The following is a 22975-nucleotide window of genomic DNA, read 5'->3' on the forward strand; positions in this document are numbered from 1 at the left end:
GGGCACCGGGCCGGCGGGCATAGGTTCGTCGGCATGCGTGTGCTGTTCGTCAGTCTTGCCACGGTCGGTCATACCTACCCGATGGTCCCGCTCGCGATCGCCGCGCGGGACGCCGGGCACGAGGTCCACTTCGCCGCGGGGGAGGACGTGCACGCGTCGCTCGCGGCGAACGGGCTGCGGCCGTTCCGTCCCGCCGACTCGTTCTACGAGGTGTACGCCGAGGACCTCGCGCCGGAGCTGGCGCGCCTGCGGCCCGATCTCGTCGTCCACGGGTGGGGGGTGCCGGGGGCGGCGGTCGCCGCGCGCCGGGCGGGGATCCCCGGGATCTGGCACGGGTTCGGGCGCCTGATCCCCGAAGGGATCGGGTTCGACCTTCCGACGGCCAACGCCGAGGCGCCAGGGCTGCCGCACGTCGACATCTGCCCGCCCTCGTTGCAGGACGAAGGCTTCGTCGCGGGCCACGAGCGCATCGAGCTGCGTCCCGTCCCGTTCTCCGCGCCGGGCGAGCCGCTCGGCCGGCGGAACTCCCGCCCGCTGGTCTATCTGACGCTCGGCACCGTGTTCGGCACCCCCGAGCTGTTCACCACGGTCCTCAAAGGCCTGGTGACGCTGGACGCCCACGTGGTGGTGGCCACCGGGCGGGTGCCGGTGGAGCAGCTCGGCGACGTGCCGGGGAACGTCACCGTACGGAGCTGGGTGTCCCAGGCCGAGCTGCTGCCGCTGGCCGATCTGGTCGTGCACCACGGCGGCAGCGGCACCACCCTCGGCGCGCTCGCCGCCGGCGTCCCGCAGCTGGTCCTCCCGCAGGGCGCCGACCAGTTCGCCAACGCCGAGGCGCTCGGCGCGGCGGGCGCCGGAGTGAGCCTGCCGCCCGGGGACGTGACCCCGGACGCCGTCGCCGATCACGCCCGCGCCCTGCTGGCGCCGCGCGGGCAGCACCGGGACGCGGCACGGGCGATCGCCGAGGAGATCGCCCGCATGCCCTCGCCGGACGAGGTCGCCCGGCGGCTGCCGGTGTACGCCGCGTAGTCACCAGGGGAAGGTCGTCTCCAGTTCGAGGGCCTGGCCGGTGCGGGCGGACTCGTGGGCCTTGAGCATGATCTCCAGGGCGTGCCGGGCGACGTCGGCGCCCATGACCTCGGGGGCGGTCCCGGCGACCAGGTCGGCGAGGTGGTCGGCCAGCAGGGCGCGGCGCAGGCCGTCCACGCGACGCTGGGCGGGCTCCAGGTGGGCCAGGTCCAGGTCGATCCAGCCGCTCAGGCCGCCGGCGGCCTCCAGCAGGAACAGGTCGATGCCCCGGCCGCCGTTCTGGTTGATGTTGTTCGGCAGGTTGAGGGTGCCCGCGCGGCCGAAGACCTCCAGGCGGGGGCCCTTGGCGGCGTTGACGTTGAAGGTGCCGTCCACGACGGCGAAGGTGCCGCCGCCGAAGTCGAGCATGATGAGCGTGTTGTCGTCGGTGGTGACGGTGATCTCCTTGCCCGCGTACGGGCCGGAGCGGACCACCCGGGTCGGCTCGGTGATGCCGGAGAAGGCGCTCACCCGCTTGGCGGGCCCGAGCAGGCCGAGGGCCTCGTGGATGCCGTACACGCCGACGTCCAGCAGCGGGCCGGAGCCCTCCTGGTAGAACCAGGTGGGGTCGGTGGGCCAGTTCATCATCGAGGCGGGGCCGCCGTGCGAGGCGCGGATCTTCGCGAAGGCCACCTTGCCGATGACGCCCTCACGGATCAGCCGGGCGGCCTCGATGCGGGTGGGGTACAGCATGTTCGGGGGAGAGCACACGACGCGCAGGTCGCCGGCCCTCGCCGCCTCGATGATGGCGTCCGCCTCGGCCATGGTGGCGGCCAGCGGCTTCTCGGTGGCGAGGTGCTTGCCGGCGCGCAGGATGGCGAGGGACGTCTCGCCGTGCGCCGGGATGGGGGTGAGGTTGACGACGGCGTCGATGTCGGCCTCGGCCAGCATCGCGTCCAGCGAGTCGTACACCTCGGGGGCGCCGAAGCGCTTGGCGGCCTCGGCGGCGCGGTCGCGGATCGGGTCGCACAGGGCCACCAGCTGGACCTTGTCCTTGATGTGGTGCAGGTTGGGCAGGACGCCGTAGTCCACGGTGGCGATGGCGCCCACGCCGAGCACTCCGAGTTTCAGCACTGAGGATCCTTTCGAAAGGGAACGGGGCGGCAGGTCTCAGCCCTTCACGGCGCCCGCGACCATGCCCCGCATCAGGCGCTTCTGGACCAGCAGGAAGAAGATCACCACGGGGACGGTGAAGATGACGCTGGCCGCCATCACCCCGCCCCAGTCGGAGTAGTAGCTGGAGAAGTACTGCTGCAACGCGACCGGCAGCGTCTCCCGCTCCGACTGCTGCATGTACGTGGCCGAGAACATCAGCTCGTTCCACGAGGTGATGAACCCGTAGATGGAGCTGGCCGCCAGCCCCGGCCACACCAGCGGGAACACCACCAGCCGGGCGGCGGTGAAACGGCTGGCGCCGTCCACCATGGCGGCCTCCTCCAGCTCCTCGGGGATGTCCAGGTAGAAGCTGCGCAGCATGTACGTCGCCAGCCCGACGGTCAGCGCCAGGTGCGACAGCACCAGCCCCTGGTAGGTGCCGAGCAGGCCGGTGGTGCGCAGCGCCACGAACAGGGGGATGACCAGCACGGTCTGCGGCAGCATCTGGATGGACAGGATCACGATGAGCAGGTGGCGGCGCAGCGGGATGTGGAACCGCGCCAGCGCGTACCCGGCCAGCAGCGCGATGACGCCGGTGATGACGGTGGTGGCCCCGGCGACGATCAGCGAGTTGAGGAACTGCCGGGGCACGCTGCCGTCGAACAGCGCCGTGTACCGGGACACGATCGGCTCGACCGGCAGGAACCGCGGGGTGCGGGTGAAGATGTCCGCGTCCGGCTTCAGGGACGTGACGACCATCCAGAAGAACGGGAACAGGCTCACCGCGCAGACGAAGAGCATCACGAGGTAGAGCAGCGCTCGCGCGGGACGGAAGCGCCGGCCCCGGGGGGCCGCCAGAGTGGTCACCTGTCCTCCTTGGTCAGCCGTACGTACAGCGCGGTGATGCCCGCGAGCAGCAGGAACGTGACGACGGCCATCGCGGCCGCGGTGCCCTGGTCGAGCACGGTGAACGCCTGCAGCCAGGTGAGCAGCGACAACACCTCGGTGCTGTGGCTCGGCCCGCCGGGCGGGGTGGTCATCACCAGGAAGTGGTCGAACGACTGGTACGCGAAGATCGTGGACATCACGCCGAGGATGGTCAGCAGCGGTTTCATCATCGGCAGCCGCACCCGCAGCAGGCACTGCAGGAACCCGGCCCCGTCGACCCTGGCGGCCTCCAGCACCTCGCCCTTGGTGGCCCGCAGCCCGGCGAGCATCGAGATCGCGATGAACGGCACCGAGTGCCAGACGACCGCGATGGTGATGGCCACCAGCGAGGTGAACCCGCTGTTGAACCAGGCGTACCCCTGGAACTGCGAGAACCCGAGCCCGGTGAGCAGCCAGTTCGCGATGCCGTACTGGTCGTTGAAGATCCACTTCCAGACGATGCCGGACGCGACCCGGGGCATCGCCCACGGCAGCAGCACGATCACCGTGACCACGCGCGCCATCCACGGCCCGGCGTCCAGCACCAGCGCGACCACCAGGCTGATCAGCATCGTGGCACCCACGCAGACGACGGCGAACACCGTCGTGCGCAGCAGCGCGGCCAGGAAGTACGGGTCGGTGAACAGGTCCGCGTAGTTGTCCACCCCGATCCACGGGCCGGTGCGCAGGTACTCGCCGTCGTGGAAGGACAGCCAGAACGTGCGGACGATGGGGTAGCCGACCACACCGAGCACCACCGCCAGCAGCGGCGCGAGCAGCAGGCCGGGCAGGCCGTGCCGCTCGAACCGGAACCGGCGGCGGCGCGGGCCGGCCGGGGGCGGCGCCGCGGCGCCCGGGGAGGCGGGCACGCCGCCGCGCGCCCGCCTGCCCAGCCTGGTGGGGGTGAACGTCATTGCTTGCCGATCGCCGCGTCGATCTGACCGGCGAGTTCCTTCATCGCGGCGTCGGGCGCCTTCTGGCCGTTCATGATCGCCTGCATGGCGTTGACGATGGCGCCGGTGCCCTCGACCTTGCCCCAGGACGCGACCGCCGGGATGGACCGGGTGTTCGGCACCTGGTCGGCGTACGCCTTGAGCAGCGGCGTGGAGAACGACCCGGAGGTGCGCTCGCGCTCCAGCGCGTCGGTGGTGGCGGGCAGCAGGCCGATCTTGGTGGTGACCGGGACGAGGTTCTCGGTCTTCATCAGGAAGTCGACGAAGCTCTTCGCGGTCGCCTTGTTGGTGCAGCCCTTGAAGATGGCGAGGTTGCTGCCGCCCGCGAAGGTGTCGTTGTTGCCGCCGGGGCCGTTCGGGATCGGCACGGTGGCGAGCTTCTGCTCCATGTCCGGGGCCTGCGCCAGGATCGCCTTCAGGTCCCAGCTGCCGCCCACCATCATGGCGACCTGCCCGAGCGCGAACGCCTTGGACGCGTCGGCGCCCTGCCAGGTGACCGACCCCTTGGGCGACAGGTTGTGCTTGGTCAGCAGGTCGGCGTAGAAGGTGAACGCCGCGACGGCCTCGGGGGAGTCGACCTTGGCCTTCCAGGCGCCGTTCTCCTGCGTGGCGATCTCACCGCCCCACTGCCAGACCATCGGCAGGTAGTACCACTGGTTGCCGCCGACGATGCCGAACCCGCTGACGCCCTCGTTGGCCTTCTGCACCGCGGTCGCCGCCGCGAGCAGCTCGTCCCAGGTCTTGGGCGCCGCGAGACCGGCCTTGTCCAGCAGGTCCTTGCGGTAGATGAGCGCGCGCACGCCGGTGTCGTACGGCACGGCGTACGAGACGCCGTCCAGCACCGTCGAGTCGATCATGCTCTGCACGTACGTGCCCTGCATGGACTTGGGGTCCTGCGCGATCGGCTCCAGCGCCTGCAGCCCGGCGAACTCGGGGCTCCAGGTGTTGCCGATCAGCGCCACGCACGGCACCGTGCCGCCCGCGATGCTGGTGAGGTACGTCTTGTGCGCGTCGGCGCCGAGGAACCTCAGGTTGACCTTGGTGCCGGGGTGGGCGGCCTCGTAGTCCTTGCCGAGCTGAATGATGGTCGGCTGCTGGACGGCGCCGATGGGGTCGCCCATCCACACGTCGATCGGGCCGGTCACCTCGCCGGAACCCCCGGCGGTGCCGGGGTCGTCGTTCCCGCAGGCCGTCATCGTCAGCGTCAGCGCCGCCGCCGTGGCGGCGGAGGCGATCTTTAGTAGGCTTCTCCACGGTCGTTGCATGTTCACTCCTGGCCTGGCTGTCTCGGTAGCGGTGTAGGAGCGCCCCCGCGCGCTTGGGTGTCCGTCGGTGCGCTCAGCCGGGGGCCGGGCCACCGGTGACGTCCACGTCCGGGGTCGGCCGTGGAGACTGGTGGGGTTCCCGGCGGGCGGCGTCGGCCTCGGCGGCCAGTGCCTCGACGCGCAGGAACTCGTCGTAGAGCGGTCGGTAGGTCTTCACCAGGTCCGGCGCGGCGGGCACCGTGCGCGCGGTGCGCACCCACCGGTCGCGGCGGGCGGCCAGGGTGTCCCGGCCTTCCGATCCGGTGGCGGTGGCGGCGATCAGTGCGCCGCCGAGCAGCCCGGCCTCGGTCGTCTCCGGGACGAGCAGGTCGCGCTCCAGCACGGCGGCCAGCACGCGCAGCCACACCTCGCTGCGGGCCCCGCCGCCGGCGGCGACCAGCTCGGCCGGTGCGCGGCGGGCCAGTTCGGCGCCCGCGATGGCCCGCAGCCACATCGCGGTGCCCTCCAGCACGGCGCGGGCCAGGTCGGCGCGGGTGTGAGCCAGGGTGAGCCCGAAGACCGAGCCGCGCGCGGACGGGCGGGGGGCGTCGCCGCGCTCGCCCATCAGATGGGGGAGGAACACCACGCCGCGCGCGCCGGGAGGGGCGTCCCCGGCCGCCTCGGCGAGCGCGCCCGCGGCGCCGCCGAGCCCGCCGAGCAGGCCCGCGGCCCAGTCCAGGGCGGAACCGGTGGACGTGGCGGCGGCGAAGCAGAGAGGCTCGGTCAGGCGTGCGGCGGCGTCCGGCGAGGCGAACCCGCCGACCGCCCCGGCGGTGCCGAGGTAGAGGCAGGCCCGGCCCGGAAGCACGGCGCCCGAGCCGAGCAGGGTGGCCATCCAGTCGCCGGTGCCCGCGGCGACCGGCGTGCCGGGGGTGAGGCCGGTCAGCGCGGCGGCGCGCGGGGTCACCTCGCCGGCGATGTCCAGGGGCTCGCGGATCGGGGGGAGCCGGTCCGGTTCGATGCCCGCGTACGCGGCCACCCGCGGCGACCAGGTCCCGGTGGCGGGGTCGGCGAAGCCGGTGCCCGCCGCCTCGTACCGGTCGGTGGCGGCCGTGCCGGTCAGCCGCAGCCGCAGGAAGTCCTTCACCGGCAGGAACCACCGCGTCCGCGCGACGGCCTCCGGCGAGCGGGCAGCCCACCAGCGGATCCGCTCCACACACGAGCCGTACGCGGGGGCGGCCACCGCTGTACGGCCGGCCGGCGCGGGGACGCTCGCCGCGAGCCCGTCCAGGGCGCTCGCCGCGAGCCCGTCCGCCGGGGCGCTCGCCGGGCGCTGGTCCGGCCACAGCAGGGCCGGGCCGGTGACCGTGCCGTCCTCGGCGACCGGGACCAGGGTGTGCATGAAGCCGCACAGGGCCACGGCGTCCACGTGGTGGCCCTGCGCCGCCTCGCGCACGCACTCGGCCAGGGCGCGCCACCAGCCCTCGGGGTCGGCCTCGGCCGCCACCACGTCGGGGTGGGACACGGGGGTGCGGCGCGCGGCCATGCGGAGCAGGCGGCCGGAGTCGTCGAAGACCGCGGCCTTGGTCCCGCTGGAGCCCTGGTCGACGGCGAGCAGGCGGCGGGGCTTCGGCAACGGGATCAACTCCTCTCCAAGGGGGACGGCGTCGGGGTCAGGGCTGGACCATGACCTTCATGGCGAGCGAGGCGTCCTTCTCGTCGGCGGCGGCGAACGCGTCGAGGATCCGGTCCAGCGGATGGCGGTGGGTGATCAGCGGGTCGGCGGCGACCCGTCCGCCGGCGACCAGCTCCAGCGCCATGGCGTACTCGGACCGCCCCTGATGGCTGCCGTAGCTGTTGGACCAGCGCACCGCGACCTCCTTGACGTAGGCCAGGTGCGGGTCCAGCCGGGGCGGCGTGGGGTGCACGCCGAGCACGCAGACCGTCCCGCCGGGGGCGATCAGCTCCACCGACTGCTGGAGGGTGACCTGGGGGATCGCGACCGCGTCGACCACGAGGTCCGCGCCGCGTCCCCCGGTGAGCCGGTCCACGATCGCGGCGGGGTCGTCCGCGCCGACCAGCGCCACCTCGTCGGCGGCCCCGGCCTTCAGCGCGAGGTCCAGCGACTCGCGGGTGGTGCCGGTGAGCACCACGCGCAGCCCGCCGGCCCTCGCCACCTGGCCCATGGTCAGCCCCATCGTCCCGGCGCCGAGCACCACCGCGACCCCGCCGGTCGGCACGTCCACCAGGTGCAGCGTGTGCACGCCGCAGGCGTAGCAGTCGAGGATCGCCCCGGCCTCCGCCGAGACGTGGTCCGGCAGCGGGTGGGCGCGCTCGGCCGGGCACACGTCGTACTCGGCGAAACCCTGGCTCGTCACGTGCCGGTCGCCCACGTAGCCGCGCCGGGCGCACAGATGGGTGCGCCCCGCCACGCACCGCGGGCACGTGCCGCAGGAGATCAGGTGCTTGGGCTCGACGGCCACCCGCTGCCCGACGGCGAGCCCGGTGACGCCGTCGCCGAGCGCCGCGACCTCGCCGGCCAGCTCGTGGCCGTCCCGGCCGGGCGCCTCGGCGCTGTGCTGCCAGGGGCCGAGGCCGCGGAAGGCCAGCACGTCGCTGCCGCAGATCCCGGCGGCGCGCACCCGGACCAGCACCTCGCCCGGCCCGGGACGGGGGACGGGCACGGTCTCGACGCGGATGTCCCGGCCGCCGTGGAAGACGGCGGCGCTCATCGTGCCCGGGATCTCGGTCATCGGCCTTCCTTCCTGTCTCAGCGGGGCGTCACAGCGGCGGGTTGAGCAGCTTGGCGGCGGCGCTCACGCTGGCGCCGCCGTGCACGATCTCCACGAGCGCGGCGACCATCCGGTCCGGCCGCGGGTTCTCCACGATGTTGCGGCCGTACACCACGCCGCGGGCCCCGGCCTCGATCGCGTCGGCGGCCAGCTGGAGCGCGTCCCTCGGGGTCGGCTTCATCGGCCCGCCGAGGGCCAGCACCGGCACCAGGCAGGACTCGACGACGCCGGCGAACTCCTCGACGGTGCCGACGAACTGCGCCTTGACGAAGTCGGCGCCCGCCTCGGCGGACAGGCGCGCCGCGTTGGCGACGTTGACGACGGTGTGCGCCTGGAGGTCCTTGAACGACACCGGGATCGGCTCGGCCATCACCGGCATGCCCCAGCGGTCCGCCTCGGCGCACAGCTCGCGCAGCTCGCCGAGCTTGGTGACCTGCGGGTTCCCGGGGAACACCTTGAGCTCAAGCGCGTCCGCGCCGAAGCGGACGGCCTGCTCGACGCCGTAGCCCGCCGAGGGGATCTCGCTGTCCAGCGCCAGGATCAGGCCGGTGCCGCCGAGTTCGCCGGCCGCCGCCCTGGCCAGGCCGATGGTGGCGAGGACGGCGTCCACGCCGCCGTCCACGATCCGGCGCACGGCCGCGCGGCCGTCGGCGAGTCCGGGGGCCACGCCCTTGATGCCGGCGTCCATCGCGGCGATGACGGCGCGGCCGTCCCGGGCGAAGACGTGGTGCATGCGGCGGCGTGGCCAGGAGACGAGTTCGTCGGTGGTCTGACGGGTTTCGGTGAGCGACGTGGTCATGGCTTCCTCGAAGGCGGTTCGGAGTGCGGTCAGGACCCGGTGACGATCAGCGACTTGAGCCCCTTCTGCCGCCGCGTCGTCTCGAAGGCGTCGGCCACCGAGTCCAGGGAGAAGCGGTGGCTGATCAGCGGGGCGGCGTCGACCATGCCGAACCGCAGCAGGCGCAGCGCGGTGGCGAAGTCGTGGGGGATGAAGTCGTGGCTGCCGGTGATGGCGATCTGGTCGTAGTGGGGGACGTCCGGGTTGAGCTCGACGACGCCCTTGGGGTGGGTGCCGGCGAACAGGTTGACGGTGCCGTTGCGGGCGGCCAGCCCGAAGGCGGACGCGATGACGGCCGGTGCGCCGACGGTGACGATGACGACGTCCGCGCCGCGGCCCCCGGTGAGCGCCCGGACTTCCGCCCGGGTGTCGCCCCCGGCGTCCACGACGTCGTGCGCGCCGAGCCGGGTGGCGATGGCGAGGCGGTCGGTCTTCATGTCGGTGACGATCACCCGGGCGCCGCGGGCGCGGGCCATCTGGGTGTGCAGCAGGCCGATCGGGCCCGCGCCGACCACCAGGACGTCGCAGGCGGGCGGCATCGCCATGCCGCGGTGCGCGTTGACCACGCAGGCGAGGGGCTCGCAGAACGACGCGGCCGAAAGGCTGAGGCCGTCCGGGACGGCGTGCAGCTGGCCGACCGGGATGACGGTGGACTCGGCGAAACCGGCGATGGGGAGCTTGACGAGGTTCTCGCAGAAGTTGGCGGCGCCTCGCGTGCACTCGTGGCAGCGGCCGCACACCTGGCGCCAGTCCAGCACCACGCGGTCGCCGACGGAGAAGCCGCCGGTGGGGCCGTCGCCGAGTTCGGTGATCACGCCGGCGACCTCGTGGCCGGGGGTCCACGGGGCGCGCTTGGCGGCGCCGGAGCCGGTGTAGCTGCGGATGTCGCTCGGGCAGACGCCGGAGGCGTGGACGGCGACGACCGCCTCTCCCGGGCCCGCCTCGGGGTCCGGCACGTCCTCGACGCGCAGGTCGTTCTCGCCGTGCAGCCGGGCCGCCTTCACATCGCCCTCTCTTTCCCCTACCAGTCAGGCTGTCCGCTTGTCTGACAGGCTTCGATCCTGTCCCTCGATGACGGGGGCCGACAAGCCCCTGGATGTTTCTGATTTGTCACAAAATAGGCGGTAAAGCGCTTTTGTGAGGTTTTATAGCTCGGGGAACAGCTCGCGCAGCACTCTGATGGTCCTGAGCTGGTCCTGCGGGCCGCCGCCCTCGTGGTTGTTGTACGGCCACACCGCGATGTCCTTCGCGCCGCCGTACACGTTGTAGGCCGCGAACACCGTGGACGGCGGGCACACGCCGTCCATCAGGGCCACCGAGAACGAGCCTCGGCAGGTCGCCCGCGCGGCGAAGGACGTGGCGTCGAAGTACGCCAGGGTGGCGAACGCCGTCTCGTGACGCGTGCGGTGGATGGAGCACCATCGGACGATCTCCGCGTACGGCTCCCTGTCGGTGATCGCGGTGCCGCGCCTGAACGCGCTGAGGAACGGCACGTGCGGGATCGCCCCCGCGACGTCGTCACGCAGGCCCGCCGCCACCAGCGACAGGGCACCGCCCTGGCTGCGGCCGGTGACCGCAATGCGTCCGGCGTCCACGGCGGGGTGCGCCGCGGCGGCGTCCACCGCGCGGACCGCGTCCACGTACAGCCGCCGGTAGTAGTAGTCGCGCGGGTCGGTGATGCCCCGGGTCATGTAGCCGGGCGCCGCCGGGCCGGTCGCCGACGGGTCGCCGGTGTCGCCCGCGCGCCAGCTGCTGCCCTGGCCCCGGGTGTCCATCACGAAGTGCCCGAAACCGGCCGACGCGTAGGCCAGGGACTCCAGCGGGATGCCGCGCCCGCTGCCGTACCCGAGGTACTCGACCACGGTCGGCAGCGGGCCGGAGCGCCGCGCCGGGAGCAGCAGCCACGCCTTGATGGGGTCGCCGCCGTACCCGGCGAACGTCACGTCGAACACCTCGACCGTGCGCAGCTCGCCGTCGTGCGGCGTGAAGACGGGGCTCACCGGGACGCCGGCGGCCTCCTTCAGCGTCGCCGACCAGAACTCGTCGAAGTCCGCGGGCTCGGGCTCGGTGTAGCGGTACGTCCTGAGCTGCTCCAAAGGGAGGTCGGAGTGCATCGTGGGGTCACCTCGTCTCGGTGGTGAGGGTGGGGAACAGCCGGGCCGGGGTGTCCCGCGCGACGGTGTCCATCGCGTCCGGGCCGAGCACCTCTGCCGCCTCGGAGAGGCAGCCGCGCACGGTCGGCTCGTCGACGAACGGGAAGTCCGAGCCGACGAGCAGGTGCCCCGGGCCCACGAGTGCCGCCGCGGCGCCGAGGGCGTACGGCGTGGTGGCGAGCGCGATGTCGTAGTGGAACGACCGCAGGGCCTCGTACACGCTTCCTGCCTGGGCCAGTTCCGGCAGCGGCTCGGCGATGGCGAGACGTCCCGCCAGGTACGGCGCGGTGCCGCCGCAGTGCGAGAAGATCCAGGTGATGCCGGGGAACCTGTGGTGGACGCCGTTCAGCATCAGGTTGACGACGGCCCGCGTGGTGTCGAAGACGTACTCGATGAGGGACGGCCGCAGGTCGATCTCGGCGGCCGGGTAGTGCAGCGGCAGCGTCGGGTGGACGTGCGCCACCGCGCCGCGGCGGTCCAGCTCGGCCAGCAGGGGATCGAAGGCCGGGTCGCCGAGGTAGCGGGCGGCGTAGTTGGTCAGCAGGCCGACGCCGGCGAAGGCGTCGTCACCGGTCACCCGGTCCAGCTCGGCCAGGGCGTCGTCGCAGGAGGGGAGCGGCAGGGCGGCGAAGGCCCGGAACCTGCGCGGATGTTCCGCGACCGTGGCCACGAGGTCGTCGTTGACCTCCCGGCACAGCTCGCGGGTCAGCTGCGGGTCGCCGAAGTGGAAGCCGGGGGAGCCGACGGACAGGATCGCGAGGTCGATGCCGGTCCGGTCCATCATGGCCAGCGAGCCGGCCGCCGACCACGCCGGTAGGGGGATGCCGGGCTGTGCGCCGATGCCCAGCTCGGCCAGCCGGCGCGCGTAGCCGGGGAAGATGGCGTGGTGGTGGACGTCGACGCGCATCGTCTCAGCTCTTCGGCTCGTCGAGCGGACCGGCGCCCGCCCGCAGCCCGGCGGCGGCGCAGATCAGGTCGATCGGGGGCGCCGCGCCGCTCACGCCGATGCCGCCGACCAGCCGGCCTCCCGCGCGCAGGGGCAGTCCGCCCGGCAGGATCACCACGCGCCCGCCGAGGGCCGAGGTCAGCCCCCAGTCGGCGCCACCTGGCCGGGTGACCTCGCTCCACGCGTCCGTCGGGGCGTCGAAGGCCGCCGCGGTGAACGCCTTGTCGACGGCCAGGGTCAGCGCGGCCGGTGTGGCGCCGTCCATCCGCACGGCCATCAGCAGCTGCCCGGCGCGGTCGACCACGGCGATGCCCATCGGCCTGCCCTGCCGCAGCGCCTCCTGCTCGGCCCCGGCGACCAGGCGGCGGCACAGGTCGAGCGAGGGGGTGAGCTCGGTACGCAGGTCGTCGGTCATCGATGTGCTCCGTCTATGAGGCGAGCAGGCCGCCGTCGACGACGACCGCCTGCCCGGTGAGGTAGCGGGAGTCCGGGGAGACCAGGAACTCGATCACTCCGGCGACGTCGTCCGGGCGGCCCTGGGCGCCGAGGGGGATGCGGGACGTGAGGGCGGTGAGCGCGGTCTCGCGGCCGCCGACCCTGCGCCAGTAGGGATCGTTGAACGGGGTGTCGATCCAGCCCGGGCAGACGCACGTGACGCAGACGCCGTCCGGGCCGAGCGCCACGGCCAGCGAGCGGGTGAGCGCCACCAGGCCGCCTTTGGAGGCGGCGTACGCGAACGAGCCGCCGCCGCCGCGGAACGCGGCCGTCGAGCCGGTCAGCACCACCCGGCCGTTTCCCGACGCCCGCAGCGCCGGGGCGGCGGCCTGGGTGATCAGGAACGGGGCGCGCAGGTTGAGCGCCATCGTGCGGTCCCAGTCGGCCACCTCGAACGCGTCGAGCTCGGTCTCGACCAGCAGTCCCGCGCAGAACACCACGGCGTCCAGCCGGCCGTGCGCCGCGAGGGCGTCGGCGACCGCCAGGGCCGGGCCGTCCTCGGTGGACAGGTCGCAGTGGCCCGCCGTGCCCGCTCCCGGATGGTGGTCCAGCGCCTTCACGACCTCGGTGGCGCCCGCGGCGTCGATGTCCGCGACGTGGACGTCGGCCCCCGCGGCGCGCAGCCGGGCCGCGGTGGCGGCCCCGATGCCGCTGGCACCCCCGGCGATCAGCACGGATGTCACGGTCAGACCTCCTAGCCTGTCGGACTGCCTGACATCATGGCCTCGTATCACGAGCCATGACAAGACATGATGTCCATAAAAAGCAGGAATTGACACCTTTCGACGGACGGCTCACACTTCAACATGTCTGACAGCCAGGCATCCTGGCTTCCAGTCCTGTCGTAGAATCTCCTGAAGAAGCGATCTCTTCCATGCACCGTGTGAGCGACCCGCCACGATCGCAGGCATCATTGGGTGTGACCCACCGCACCGTGCGACTGACCGGGGGTGGCCTCACGCCGGACGGTGGGAGACGAGACACCGGCGCCGAGGCCGAGCACGTTCACTCGTCGGCCGTCCAGCCGATGTCTGGGAGCCTGGAAAGGAAACGTCCGCAATGAAGGTTGTCCCGGTCGAGCACCGAAGCGCGGCGGAGCACGTCCGCTCCCAACTCATCGAGCTCATCGAGTCCGGCCACTTCGCCGTCGACGACCGGCTGCCCTCCGAAGCGGATCTGGCCCAATCCTTCGGCGTGAGCCGCTCGGTGATCCGCGAGGCCCTCCACAGCCTCAACGCCCTCGGCCTCACCAAGTCCTACGCCGGCAAAGGCACCTTCGTGGCCGCCACCCGGGTCCGCTCCCACCTGCTGATCGGCCGCTACCTCCCCACCCAGCTCAACGAGGTCCGCCGCTACCTGGAGGTCCCCGCCGCCCGCCTGGCCGCCGAACGCCGCACCCAGCAGGACATCGACAGCCTGGCCGCGCTGGTGGAGGAATTCGACCGCATCGACGACCCCACCGAACGCATCAAGATCGACGCACGCTTCCACATAGGAATAGCCGAAGCGACCGGCAACCCGCTGTTCACCCGCCTGGTGGAAGACCTCCGCGCCGTCCTCCAGGACCAGGCCCTGGCCGTCTCCGCCTCCCCCGGCCGCGCCACCCAGGCCAGAGCCGAACACCGCGCCATCTTCACCGCCATCAAGGACGGCGACCCAGAACTAGCCGACCTCGCCATGCGCCGCCACCTCACCGCCGTCGTCACCACCTCCGAATCCCTGGGCTCCGACTCCTGACGCCCCCGCGCGCCCGTCCACCACCGTGGGCGCGCGTCGTCGTCGTCACGGAAGGTTCGGGCGGGGGCCGGTGTTCCGGGGAATGGGGGCTTGACCTTGACGCCGGTGTCAGGGGTTAGCTTCGTGGACGGCCACGGATCAGGGAGGGCCGATGCGGATCGGGGAGCTCGCGGCACGGGCCGGGACCAGTGCGCGGGCGTTGCGCTATTACGAGCAGCAGGGGCTGATCTCGGCGCGGCGCGCGGGCAACGGGTACCGGGAGTACGACGAGGGCGACCTTCGGGTGGTGCGGGAGATCCGGGCGCTGGTGGCCGCGGGGTTCTCGCTTGAGGACGTGCGGCCGTTCGTGGAGTGCCTGCGCGGCGGGCACGAGACGGGGGACGCGTGCCCGGAGTCGGTCGCGGTCTACCGGCGCAAGCTCGCGCAACTCGACGCGGAGATCCGATCCCTGGTCAGGCGGAGAACCGAGGTGGCCGATCAGCTGGCGCGGGCCTGTCCGGGCTGCGCCCTGTCCCCGGAGGAAAACAATGATCACGCTGACCAGCGAGAACTTCGACGAGCAGGTGCTGGCCGCAGAGAAGCCGGTACTGGTCGACTTCTGGGCGGAATGGTGCCCGCCCTGCCGGATGATCGCCCCCGTCCTTGAGGAGATCGAGAAGGAGTACGGCGACCGTCTCACCATCGCCAAGCTGAACGGCGACGACCACCCGGACATCGTCGCGAGATACGGCGTCATGGGCTTCCCCACCCTGAACCTCTACCGCGACGGCCAGGTGGTCCAGCAGATCGTCGGCGCCAAGCCCAAGCGCCTCCTGCTGGCCGACCTGGACGGGCATTTCTAGATAAGGCCCTGGTCGCGGGCGTAGACGGCCGCCTGGGTGCGGTCACGTAGGCCCAGGCGGGTGAGGATGCGGGAGATGTGGTTCTTGACGGTGCCTTCGCTGAGGTAGAGGCGGGAGGCGATCTCGCGGTTGGTGGAGCCGGTGGCGATCAGGCGGAGGACCTCGGTCTCGCGGGGGGTGAGGGTGGCGGCGGGGGCGGGTGATCCGGGGGAGCGGAGGGTGGTGGCGAGGCGGTCTGCTACGGAGGAGTCGATCTGGGTCACTCCGGCGTGGGCCAGCCGCACGGCCTCGGCGAGCCGGGCGGCGGGGAGGTCCTTCAACAGGTAGCCGCAGGCTCCGGCCTGGAGCGCCTGGACGACGTACTCCTCGTCGTCGAAGGTCGTCAGCATGATCACCCGGCAGCCGGGGGCCTGCCGGCGCAGCACGGCGGCCGCTTCCACGCCGTCCATCCCGGGCATGCGGACGTCCATCAGCACCACGTCGGGATTCAGGGTCAGCACGGCCTCGACGGCCCCGCCGCCGTCGGCCGCCGTGCCGACCACGGTGATGCCGGCCTGGATGCCGAGCAACGACGCGATGCCCTCCCGGACGAGCTCCTGGTCGTCCACCACCAGCACCCGGACGCCGGTCATGGCTCGGTTCCGGGCCGGGGAGCGCCGCGACGGCCGGTCATCTCCTCGCCTCGGGGCGGGGAGCGCCGCGAGGGCCGGTCATGACCTCGCCTCGGGGCGGGGGATCGGTGGGTGCTCCGGGGCGGGGGATCGTGACGGTGACCGTGGTGCCTGTGCCGGGGGGGCCGGTCAGGGTGACGGTGCCGCCCAGGGGGCGGACGCGTTCGCGCATGCCGCGTAGGCCGTAGCCGTCCGGGGGGGAGGCGGGCAGGCCGCGGCCGTCGTCGGCGACGGTCAGGCGGGCCTCGGACTCGCCGCAGGAGAGTGAGACGGTGACGTGTGTCGCGGCGGCGTGCCTGCGGGCGTTGGTCAGGGACTCCTGGGCGGCGCGGTACAGGGCCGTGAGGGAGGCGGGGTCGTAGCGGGACTCCTCGCCGGTGATGCGCACGGTGACGCTCGGGCTGGAGTCCATGTGCCGGACCAGGTCGGTGAGGGCCGTGGAAAGGGAGAACGGCTCGCCCTCGGCGCGCAGGGCCCGGACGGACTGGCGGACCTCGGCCAGCGCCTGGGCGGCCGACCACCGGGCGTCGGCCAGCGCCTGCTCGGCAGCCGCGCGGTCCCGGTCGAGGAACGCCGAGGTCTTCTCCAGCTGGATGCCGATGGCCGTGAGATGGTGCCCGAGGCTGTCGTGGATCTCCCGGGCGAGCCGGTGGCGCTCCATCGCCGTGGTCAGCTCGGCCACCCGGCCCGCGTACGCCGTCAGTCGCACGTGGGACTCCTCCAGCCGCGCGCGGGCCTGCCGCGCGCTCACCGCGACGGCGGCCATGGACAGCGCGAGGATCAGCCCGAGCCCGAACATCAGCAGGTCGGAGAGGTACGCCGGGTCCAGCCACCACCCCGGCGCCGAGACCGTGAACCACGCGGCCAGCAGAACGGCGGACACCGCGCCGAGCGACACCCCGGCGACCCGCCCGAACGCGAAGTACGCGGTGAACGGCACCAGCACGAACAACACCCGGGACACCCCCGCCGTGTCGAACGCCGTCACCACGACGAACAACGCCAGCCGCACGCAGAGCAGCCCCACCGCCACCCCGGCAGGCGTCCGCGTGGGATACCGCCGCCGCTCCCACACGTCCACGGCGAACAACGCGACCAGCCCGCCCACGAACCCGGCCAGCCGCCCCGCCCGCGGCCCGTCCACCCCCAGCAGCTCGTAGTAGACCCCTCCCGCCAGCACCGCCGCGTACAGCACCGGCGCCACCCACGGCACCGGCGGCCCGCTCTCCGGAGCCCGCCCCACGACCGGCCCCGGCACCGGCTCCGCCTCGGTGACCACCCGCCACACCTCCCCTGACGGCGCCGTGATCCGCCGCACCTGACGTGCCGGCGGCCCGTGCCCGAGCGGCCTCCGTGCCACCGCGTCGTGTGCAGGCTACGCCTCGCCCCACAGCCCGAAGGAGCCCCTGTGGACAACTCTGGCCGTCCGGCACGTGCCGGACGGCCGGCCCGGACCGTCCCGGCATCGGGCCACCCGGCACTTACCGCACGCCCGCGGCGCTCCCTACGTTCGAGGACGTTCCCGCACACCACCGAATGACGAGGAGCCGTCCATGCCTTCCACCTGGTTACCGCGTTTCGGCGTGATCTGCGGCGTGCTGATGGGCCTCTCGCTCGGCCCGCCCGCGCTGGTCGAGGCCTTCACCGGCGAGACCGCCGCCACCAGCTTCGTCATCGGTCTCGGCACGGCCTTCGGGCCCCCGGCCCTCACCGCCCTGTACCTCCACCACGCCACCGCCGCGGGCCGGTTCGGCGTCGCCGCCTACGCGGTGAACGTCCTCGGCCTGACCCTGTTCGGCGCCGTCGCCTTCAGCCTGAACATCGTGCTCTTTTTCCTGGACGAGGCCACCGCCGCCCGCCTGCTCGCCGGCCCCACGAGGTTCGCCCTGCTCGCCTGCGCCGTGGTCTTCGTCGCCGGCACCCTTCTGTTCGCCGCCTCGATGCTCCGCTCCCGCCGGTTCCCCCGCGTCCCCGTCTACGCTTACGCCCTCTCCCTCCCCCTCCTGGCCTTCCTGGCCCGCCTCCCCGACACCCCCCTGACCAGTGCCCTGCACGTCATCGCCGCGACCACCCTGATCTGGCTCTCCCTGACCGCCTGGCCCCGCGACCCCTCCACCCGGACGCACGCGTACCGCGGCCGCGCCACCGTGTAGCCAGGGGCATTGCGGTGGGTTCGGGTGCGGGGACAGAATCGGATCACGTCACTCGGGGGAGAGGCGGAAGCGTCGCGGGCGGGGTGGAGTCTGGGTCGTGACGGCATTTCCGGCGCTCGAAGGGTTCTGTGGTGGTGTTCCAGCGGCGTGGGCGGCGGGTCGCCGAGTTCGTGCGCAGGCTCACGGCGGCGGAGAGCTGGGAGGGGTACGCCGCCGTGATCCGGGAGTGCCCGCCGGAGTTGTCGCGGCCGGTGGAGGACGTGCTGGTCGGGTGGTTGCGGCACTACCGGGAGACCGGGGGGGACGACTCGGAGGAAGTCCGCAATCTGGAGCAGGTCACCTGGATCCTGAACGCGTACCGCACGGGGCGGGTGACCACGGGATGGCCGTTCGACGAGCGGTACCGTGGCGCCGACCATCTGAGCGGGCCGCTGGAAACCTTGGTCAACTCGGCGGACCGGGACGAGGTGCTGCGGGCCGTCGCCGAGCGTCCCGAGCTGCTGGAGCCGGAGACGGACGCCCTGCTGGCCGGGGTGCAGCAGGAGCTGGAGGCGATCTTCCAGCACGAGTCCGCGCACCGCGTGGCCCGGCGCCGCCGGATGCTCGCGGCGCTGCGGCAGGCGGGCGAGCCGCCGGACGGCGAGTTCGTCACCGACGACGAGTCGCAGCAGGAGATGATCGGCCTGCTGCTCGGCGCGCGGGAGTCGATCGCACGGTTCTGGGGGACCGGCGAGGACGCCGTGCTGGACCACGTGGCAGGGCTCGTGCGGCGGATGACCGAGCACCGGATGTGGCACCCGCTCGACCGCGAGATACGCGGCTCCCTGCTGCACGCTGTCGCGACCGCCCTGCAGGACCGGTACGAGGCACACGGCGACCCGGCCGACATCGAGACGGCCGTTTACCTGCGCCGGATCTACGCCACCCAGATCCCCCTGGACCACACCGACCGGGCCGGCGCCGTCGGCAACCTCGGTAACGCGCTGCGGCTGCGCTTCCGTGAGTCCGCCGACCGCGCCGACCTCGACGCCGCGGTGCGGGAACTGGAGGACGCGACCGTCAGCCTCGGCCGGGACGCCCCGTACGGCGCGCTGTCGCTGAACAACCTGGGCAACGCCCTGCTCGACCGGTACCTGATCCGCGGCGACGGCGCCGACCTGGACCGGGCGGTCGCGGCGTTCACCCTGGCCACCCGCGCCCGCGAGGACGAGGGGTACCCCATCTACCTGAACAACCTCAGCCGCGGCGTCCTGCACAGGTACCTGCGCGACGGGGTGGCGAACGACCTGCGCCTCGCGCAGGAGTCGGCGGAAAGCGCGCTCGTGCTGGAGGCCGACTCGCCGCAACGGCACTACCACCTGGCGCACGCGGCCGAGGTGCTGCGCGCACGGTTCCACCAGGACCGCGACATGGCCTCGTTGCGCCGGGCCAGGGCCCTCGCGGCGGAGGCGCTGGAACGGGTCCCGCAGGGGCCGGGCACCGCGCGGCACACCCTGGTCCTGGAGCTGGTCGACGCCGACCTCGCGGCCGTCGCCGCCGGAGCCGAGCCGCGCCCGCTGCGGGAGAGCCTGAGCGGCCTCAGCCCCAGGCCGCCGGGCCGGTACGACGACCTGCGCGACCAGGTGAACTCCCTGGTGCTGCGGTACGGCCACCTCGGCGACCCGGCCGACCTGGACCGTATGATCGCGCACCTGGAGCGGGCCGTACGGACCGTCCCGGCCGACCAGCCGGAGCACACGGGCTTCCTGAACAGCCTCGGCGCGTCGCTGTTCGACCGTTTCGGGCGCTCGGGCGACCCCGCCGACCTGGAGCGGGCGATCACCTCCCTGGAGCGGGCCGCGCGCCTCGCCCCCGGTGAGGCGTCGTGCCTGTCCAACCTGGGCGTCTCCCTGCTGAGCCGCCACCTGCGCACCGGGGACGTGGCCGACCTGGACCAGGCGATCGAGCACCTGGAGGAGGCCGTACGGCTCTCCCCCGGCGAGGCGTCGTACCTGTCCAACCTGAGCGAGGCACTGCGGACGCGGGCCGAGCACACCGGAGAGGTCGCCGACCTGGACCGCGCGGTCGACATGGCCGGCAGGGCGGTGCGGACCGGGTCCGGCGGGCGCGCGCAGAAGGCGACGCACCTCGCCAACCTCGGCTCCGCCCACCAGCTGCGGGCCGAGCGGACGGGCGGCGGCGCCGACCTGGACGAGGCGATCACGTACCTGGACCAGGCCGCGCGGGCCGTCCCGGACGGCCACGTCGGCGAGGTGGGCATCTGGTCCAACCTGGGCAACGCCCTGCGCATCCGGTACGAGCGCACCGGAGACGCCGCGGACCTGGACCGGGCCGTCGAGGCGGGCCGCCGCGCCGTCCGGACCGCCCCCCGCATCCACACCGACCGCGCGATGGCCCTGTCCAACCTGGCGAACGCCCTCCAGCACCGCCACCTCCGCCACGCCGTCGACACGGACGGGACGCCCGGCCCCGATCACGACGAGGCGGCCGACGCCGGCGGGCCGGACGAGGCGGCCGGTCCCGGGGACGCCGGAGGGCCGGAGGAGGCGCCGGGGCGCCGGGACGGCGGTGACCTCGACGAGGCGATCGGCCACCTGTACGCGGCGGTGCGCGGCCTCCCCGCGGGCCATCCCTTCCTCGCCAAGTGCCTGTCCAACCTGGCGCTGACCCTGGAGATGCGGTTCGAGCGCGGCCGGGACCCCGTCGACCTGGACGAGGCGCTGGCACGCCTGGAGGAGGCCGTACGGGTCAGCCCGCCGGGGTCGGTGGGCCGGTGGAACTACCTGTCCAACCTCGGCAACGCGCTCCAGGCCCGGTTCGAGCACGCGGGAGACCTGGCCGACCTGGAGGAGGCGATACGCCACTTCGACGGCATCGTGGAGACCACGCCACCGGACCACCCGAACCGCGCGGCCTATCTCGTCAACCTCGGCAGCGCGCTGTCCGCCCTGTCCGACGAGGTCGGCGACGAGTCCCACCTGGACCGGGCGGTCGACGCGTGGCGGGCCGCCGCCGAGCTGCCGTCCGGCGTCACCGGCCAGCGGATGCGGGCCGCCCTCGCGTGGGGCCGCCGGGCCCGCACGCCGGAGTCGGCCGCGGACGGCCTCGCCGCCGCCGTGCGGCTGCTGCCCCGCCTGGCCTGGCACGGCCTCACCCCCGCGACCCGGCGGGAGCACCTGACGCAGTGGCCCGGCATCGCGAGGGCCGCCGCCGAGGCCGCGATCGCGGCGGGGCGTACCGCCGAGGCGGTGGAGCTGCTGGAGCTGGGCCGCTCGATCCTGTGGTCCCAGACCCTGCGGCTGCGCACCGACCTCACCGCCCTGGAGCGGGCCGCGCCGGAGCTCGCCGCCCGCCTGGTGGAGATCCGCCGCGTGCTCGACGCCCCCGCCGAGGACGAGGGTGTGCCCCGGGTGGTCGCCGAGCAGAGGATGCGGCTGGCCCGCGAATGGGACGACGTGGTGGACCGGGTCCGGCGGCTGGACGGATTCGCCCACTTCCTGCGGGCCGTCCCGTACGCCGAGCTGCGCCGCGCCGCGGAAGGCGGCCCCGTCGTGATCGTCAACGTGGGGACGACCCGCTGCGACGCCCTGATCGTCACCTCCGGCGCCGAGCTTCCCCTCCTGGTGCCGTTACCCGGCCTGCACGCCCGGGACGCCGACCACCGGACCTTCACCTGGCTGCGGGCGCTCCACCGCGTGGAGTCCGGCGACCGCTCCCAAGCCGCCGTGGTCAACCTGCGCCAGACCCTCACCGCCGTCCTCGCGTGGCTCTGGGACACGATCGCCTCCCCGGTGCTCACCGCGCTCGGAGAACCGTCCCGCGCCGCGCCGCGGCTGTGGTGGTGCCCCACCGGCCCGTTGGTGCTGCTCCCGCTGCACGCCGCCGGCACCCGCGACACCGACGGCGCCTCGGTCCCCGACCAGGTCGTCTCCTCCTACACCCCCACCCTGGACGCCCTCATCCGCGCCCGCCGCGGGACCCCGTCCGCGGACGGCCGTACCCCGCGCCTGCTGGCCGTCGGCCTGTCCCGCACCCCGGGGCAGCCGCCGCTGCCCGCCGTGCCGGACGAGCTCGCCGAGATAGCCCGGCACCACCCCATCACCACGCGCCTGGCCGACGGCGACGCCACCCGCCCCCGGGTCCTTTCCGCGCTCGCCGCGCACGAGTGGGCGCACCTGGCCTGCCACGGCACCCAGAACCTTCTGGACCCCGCGTCCGCCGCCGTCCACCTGCACGACGGCCCGCTCACCGTGGCGGACATCGCGGCGCGCACCCTGGCGCACGCCGAGCTGGTCTGCCTGTCCGCCTGCCAGGCCGCCGTCGGCGGCGTCGCCCTGCTGGACGAGGCCGTCCACCTGGCCGCCGCCCTGCACGTCGCCGGATACCGTCACGTCATCGCCACCCAGTGGTCCATCGCCGACGACGACGCCCCCCGGATGGCGTCCCACCTCTACGCGACCCTCACCGCGGACGGCCGCCCCGACGCGGCCCGCGCCGCCACGGCCCTGCACCACGCCACCCGCGAGCTGCGCGCGGCCCACCGCAACCGCCCGGACCTGTGGGCCCCTTACCTGCACATAGGTCCCTGACACTCATGAATCGCATGACACGCATGACACGACCGAGTCGAACGACACGAAAGAGGCCGATGACGCACGAGGAACGAAGCCATCGAGGCGAGCCGCTGACCGAAGGGTGGGCGCTCGCGTTGTGGTGCGAGGAACTCCCCCGGCTGCGCGCCGACGCGGACGCGGGCGGCTGGACGGTCCCGCTGGAACGCCAGGCCGCCGCGGTGGCGGACGGCGGATCGGCGGTCGCCGCGTGGGACGAACTCGGCGTCTCCCTGGCCGCCGGCCACATCGTGCCGGGCGCCGGGACCCGCACCAGGGGAGCCCTGGTCGTGGTCCCCGGCCAGGACCCGGTCCACCTCACCGGCGACTACGCCTGCCCCCACCGCCGCTGCCCCCGCCGCGCCACCCGCAACGCTCGCGGCGAACCCCCTGCCTGCGCCCTGGACGGCGCCCCGATGCGCTTCGTCCCCGCACCGTAGATCGGAAACGC

The 22975-nt window shown here is 73.4% G+C and carries 21 protein-coding genes; 7 read left to right on the forward strand and 14 right to left on the reverse strand.

All coding sequences use genetic code 11. The annotated features are described in order from the left end of the window. Positions 1-33 precede the first annotated feature (33 nt). Positions 34-1029 (forward strand): glycosyltransferase, encoded by a 996-nt coding sequence (locus ACFP1K_RS08595; protein ID WP_380748798.1) that lies wholly within the window; start codon positions 34-36, stop codon positions 1027-1029. On the opposite strand, the gene ACFP1K_RS08600 is transcribed toward ACFP1K_RS08595, so the two are convergent. The 12 genes from ACFP1K_RS08600 to ACFP1K_RS08655 form a co-directional block, all read right to left on the reverse strand. After that, positions 1030-2142, reverse strand: coding sequence for a Gfo/Idh/MocA family protein (locus ACFP1K_RS08600; protein ID WP_380748800.1), 1113 nt, complete (start codon positions 2140-2142; stop codon positions 1030-1032). Positions 2143-2178: 36 nt separating this feature from the next. Continuing rightward, on the reverse strand, positions 2179-3030 hold the full coding sequence (locus tag ACFP1K_RS08605) for a carbohydrate ABC transporter permease (protein WP_380748802.1): 852 nt from the start codon (positions 3028-3030) through the stop codon (positions 2179-2181). After that, positions 3027-4004 (reverse strand): carbohydrate ABC transporter permease, encoded by a 978-nt coding sequence (locus ACFP1K_RS08610; protein WP_380748804.1) that lies wholly within the window; start codon positions 4002-4004, stop codon positions 3027-3029. The genes ACFP1K_RS08605 and ACFP1K_RS08610 overlap by 4 nt, the downstream gene beginning before the upstream one ends. Then, a complete protein-coding gene (locus ACFP1K_RS08615) occupies positions 4001-5308 on the reverse strand; it encodes an extracellular solute-binding protein (protein ID WP_380748806.1) in 1308 nt (435 codons plus the stop codon). Before ACFP1K_RS08615 ends, ACFP1K_RS08610 begins: the two co-directional genes overlap by 4 nt. A 73-nt stretch (positions 5309-5381) precedes the next feature. After that, positions 5382-6923, reverse strand: coding sequence for a xylulokinase (locus ACFP1K_RS08620; RefSeq protein ID WP_380748809.1), 1542 nt, complete (start codon positions 6921-6923; stop codon positions 5382-5384). 37 nt (positions 6924-6960) lie between these two features. Next, positions 6961-8040 carry a zinc-dependent alcohol dehydrogenase gene (locus tag ACFP1K_RS08625; RefSeq protein WP_380748811.1) on the reverse strand — a complete coding sequence of 360 codons (1080 nt, stop codon included), beginning with the start codon at positions 8038-8040 and terminating at the stop codon, positions 6961-6963. Positions 8041-8068: 28 nt separating this feature from the next. After that, a complete protein-coding gene (locus ACFP1K_RS08630) occupies positions 8069-8878 on the reverse strand; it encodes a class I fructose-bisphosphate aldolase (RefSeq protein WP_380748813.1) in 810 nt (269 codons plus the stop codon). A gap of 29 nt (positions 8879-8907) precedes the next feature. Next, a complete protein-coding gene (locus tag ACFP1K_RS08635; RefSeq protein WP_380748815.1) occupies positions 8908-9921 on the reverse strand; it encodes a zinc-binding dehydrogenase in 1014 nt (337 codons plus the stop codon). A gap of 141 nt (positions 9922-10062) precedes the next feature. Beyond that, positions 10063-11031, reverse strand: coding sequence for an acetylxylan esterase (locus tag ACFP1K_RS08640; protein WP_380748817.1), 969 nt, complete (start codon positions 11029-11031; stop codon positions 10063-10065). 7 nt (positions 11032-11038) lie between these two features. Next, the gene (locus tag ACFP1K_RS08645) at positions 11039-11977 is read right to left on the reverse strand and encodes an amidohydrolase family protein (RefSeq protein ID WP_380748819.1); all 939 of its coding nucleotides are present in this window, start codon (positions 11975-11977) and stop codon (positions 11039-11041) included. Between the two features lie 4 nt (positions 11978-11981). Further along, positions 11982-12431 carry a GlcG/HbpS family heme-binding protein gene (locus tag ACFP1K_RS08650; protein ID WP_380748821.1) on the reverse strand — a complete coding sequence of 150 codons (450 nt, stop codon included), beginning with the start codon at positions 12429-12431 and terminating at the stop codon, positions 11982-11984. 13 nt (positions 12432-12444) lie between these two features. Next, on the reverse strand, positions 12445-13194 hold the full coding sequence (locus ACFP1K_RS08655; RefSeq protein WP_380748823.1) for an SDR family NAD(P)-dependent oxidoreductase: 750 nt from the start codon (positions 13192-13194) through the stop codon (positions 12445-12447). A 376-nt stretch (positions 13195-13570) separates the two neighbouring features. Between ACFP1K_RS08655 and ACFP1K_RS08660 the strand changes: the two genes are divergently transcribed. From ACFP1K_RS08660 to trxA, 3 genes are all read left to right on the forward strand, one after another. Further along, complete coding sequence (locus tag ACFP1K_RS08660; protein ID WP_380748825.1) at positions 13571-14248, forward strand: FadR/GntR family transcriptional regulator; 678 nt, start codon at positions 13571-13573, stop codon at positions 14246-14248. A 151-nt stretch (positions 14249-14399) separates the two neighbouring features. After that, complete coding sequence (locus tag ACFP1K_RS08665; protein WP_380748827.1) at positions 14400-14894, forward strand: MerR family transcriptional regulator; 495 nt, start codon at positions 14400-14402, stop codon at positions 14892-14894. Then, positions 14776-15090 carry a thioredoxin gene (gene trxA, locus ACFP1K_RS08670; protein WP_380748829.1) on the forward strand — a complete coding sequence of 105 codons (315 nt, stop codon included), beginning with the start codon at positions 14776-14778 and terminating at the stop codon, positions 15088-15090. Before ACFP1K_RS08665 ends, trxA begins: the two co-directional genes overlap by 119 nt. On the opposite strand, the gene ACFP1K_RS08675 is transcribed toward trxA, so the two are convergent. Both ACFP1K_RS08675 and ACFP1K_RS08680 read right to left on the reverse strand, forming a co-directional pair. Next, positions 15087-15722, reverse strand: a complete 636-nt coding sequence (locus ACFP1K_RS08675) for a response regulator (RefSeq protein WP_380748833.1) — start codon at positions 15720-15722, stop codon at positions 15087-15089. The genes trxA and ACFP1K_RS08675 overlap by 4 nt on opposite strands. Before the next feature lie 37 nt (positions 15723-15759). Continuing rightward, on the reverse strand, positions 15760-17040 hold the full coding sequence (locus ACFP1K_RS08680; protein WP_380748835.1) for a sensor histidine kinase: 1281 nt from the start codon (positions 17038-17040) through the stop codon (positions 15760-15762). A gap of 274 nt (positions 17041-17314) precedes the next feature. On the opposite strand from ACFP1K_RS08680, the gene ACFP1K_RS08685 reads away from it, so the two are divergent. From ACFP1K_RS08685 to ACFP1K_RS08695, 3 genes are all read left to right on the forward strand, one after another. Beyond that, positions 17315-17914, forward strand: a complete 600-nt coding sequence (locus ACFP1K_RS08685) for a hypothetical protein (RefSeq protein WP_380748837.1) — start codon at positions 17315-17317, stop codon at positions 17912-17914. A gap of 134 nt (positions 17915-18048) precedes the next feature. Next, positions 18049-22503 (forward strand): CHAT domain-containing protein, encoded by a 4455-nt coding sequence (locus tag ACFP1K_RS08690; RefSeq protein ID WP_380748839.1) that lies wholly within the window; start codon positions 18049-18051, stop codon positions 22501-22503. Between the two features lie 59 nt (positions 22504-22562). Beyond that, complete coding sequence (locus ACFP1K_RS08695) at positions 22563-22964, forward strand: hypothetical protein (RefSeq protein WP_380748841.1); 402 nt, start codon at positions 22563-22565, stop codon at positions 22962-22964. The last annotated feature ends 11 nt before the right edge of the window (positions 22965-22975 follow it).

Source organism: Sphaerisporangium aureirubrum, assembly GCF_042658925.1.
Classification (GTDB): domain Bacteria; phylum Actinomycetota; class Actinomycetes; order Streptosporangiales; family Streptosporangiaceae; genus Sphaerisporangium; species Sphaerisporangium aureirubrum.

What these genes read in the sequence shown, in the direction of transcription:
- ACFP1K_RS08645 (WP_380748819.1), bottom strand. Translation starts at nt 11,977, where the DNA reads ATGCGCGTCGACGTCCACCACCACGCCATCTTCCCCGGCTACGCGCGC.
- ACFP1K_RS08610 (WP_380748804.1), bottom strand. Translation starts at nt 4,004, where the DNA reads ATGACGTTCACCCCCACCAGGCTGGGCAGGCGGGCGCGCGGCGGCGTG.
- ACFP1K_RS08595 (WP_380748798.1), top strand. Translation starts at nt 34, where the DNA reads ATGCGTGTGCTGTTCGTCAGTCTTGCCACGGTCGGTCATACCTACCCG.
- ACFP1K_RS08665 (WP_380748827.1), top strand. Translation starts at nt 14,400, where the DNA reads ATGCGGATCGGGGAGCTCGCGGCACGGGCCGGGACCAGTGCGCGGGCG.
- ACFP1K_RS08630 (WP_380748813.1), bottom strand. Translation starts at nt 8,878, where the DNA reads ATGACCACGTCGCTCACCGAAACCCGTCAGACCACCGACGAACTCGTC.
- ACFP1K_RS08695 (WP_380748841.1), top strand. Translation starts at nt 22,563, where the DNA reads ATGACGCACGAGGAACGAAGCCATCGAGGCGAGCCGCTGACCGAAGGG.
- ACFP1K_RS08625 (WP_380748811.1), bottom strand. Translation starts at nt 8,040, where the DNA reads ATGACCGAGATCCCGGGCACGATGAGCGCCGCCGTCTTCCACGGCGGC.
- ACFP1K_RS08615 (WP_380748806.1), bottom strand. Translation starts at nt 5,308, where the DNA reads ATGCAACGACCGTGGAGAAGCCTACTAAAGATCGCCTCCGCCGCCACG.
- ACFP1K_RS08650 (WP_380748821.1), bottom strand. Translation starts at nt 12,431, where the DNA reads ATGACCGACGACCTGCGTACCGAGCTCACCCCCTCGCTCGACCTGTGC.
- ACFP1K_RS08685 (WP_380748837.1), top strand. Translation starts at nt 17,315, where the DNA reads ATGCCTTCCACCTGGTTACCGCGTTTCGGCGTGATCTGCGGCGTGCTG.
- ACFP1K_RS08675 (WP_380748833.1), bottom strand. Translation starts at nt 15,722, where the DNA reads ATGACCGGCGTCCGGGTGCTGGTGGTGGACGACCAGGAGCTCGTCCGG.
- ACFP1K_RS08660 (WP_380748825.1), top strand. Translation starts at nt 13,571, where the DNA reads ATGAAGGTTGTCCCGGTCGAGCACCGAAGCGCGGCGGAGCACGTCCGC.
- ACFP1K_RS08640 (WP_380748817.1), bottom strand. Translation starts at nt 11,031, where the DNA reads ATGCACTCCGACCTCCCTTTGGAGCAGCTCAGGACGTACCGCTACACC.
- trxA (WP_380748829.1), top strand. Translation starts at nt 14,776, where the DNA reads ATGATCACGCTGACCAGCGAGAACTTCGACGAGCAGGTGCTGGCCGCA.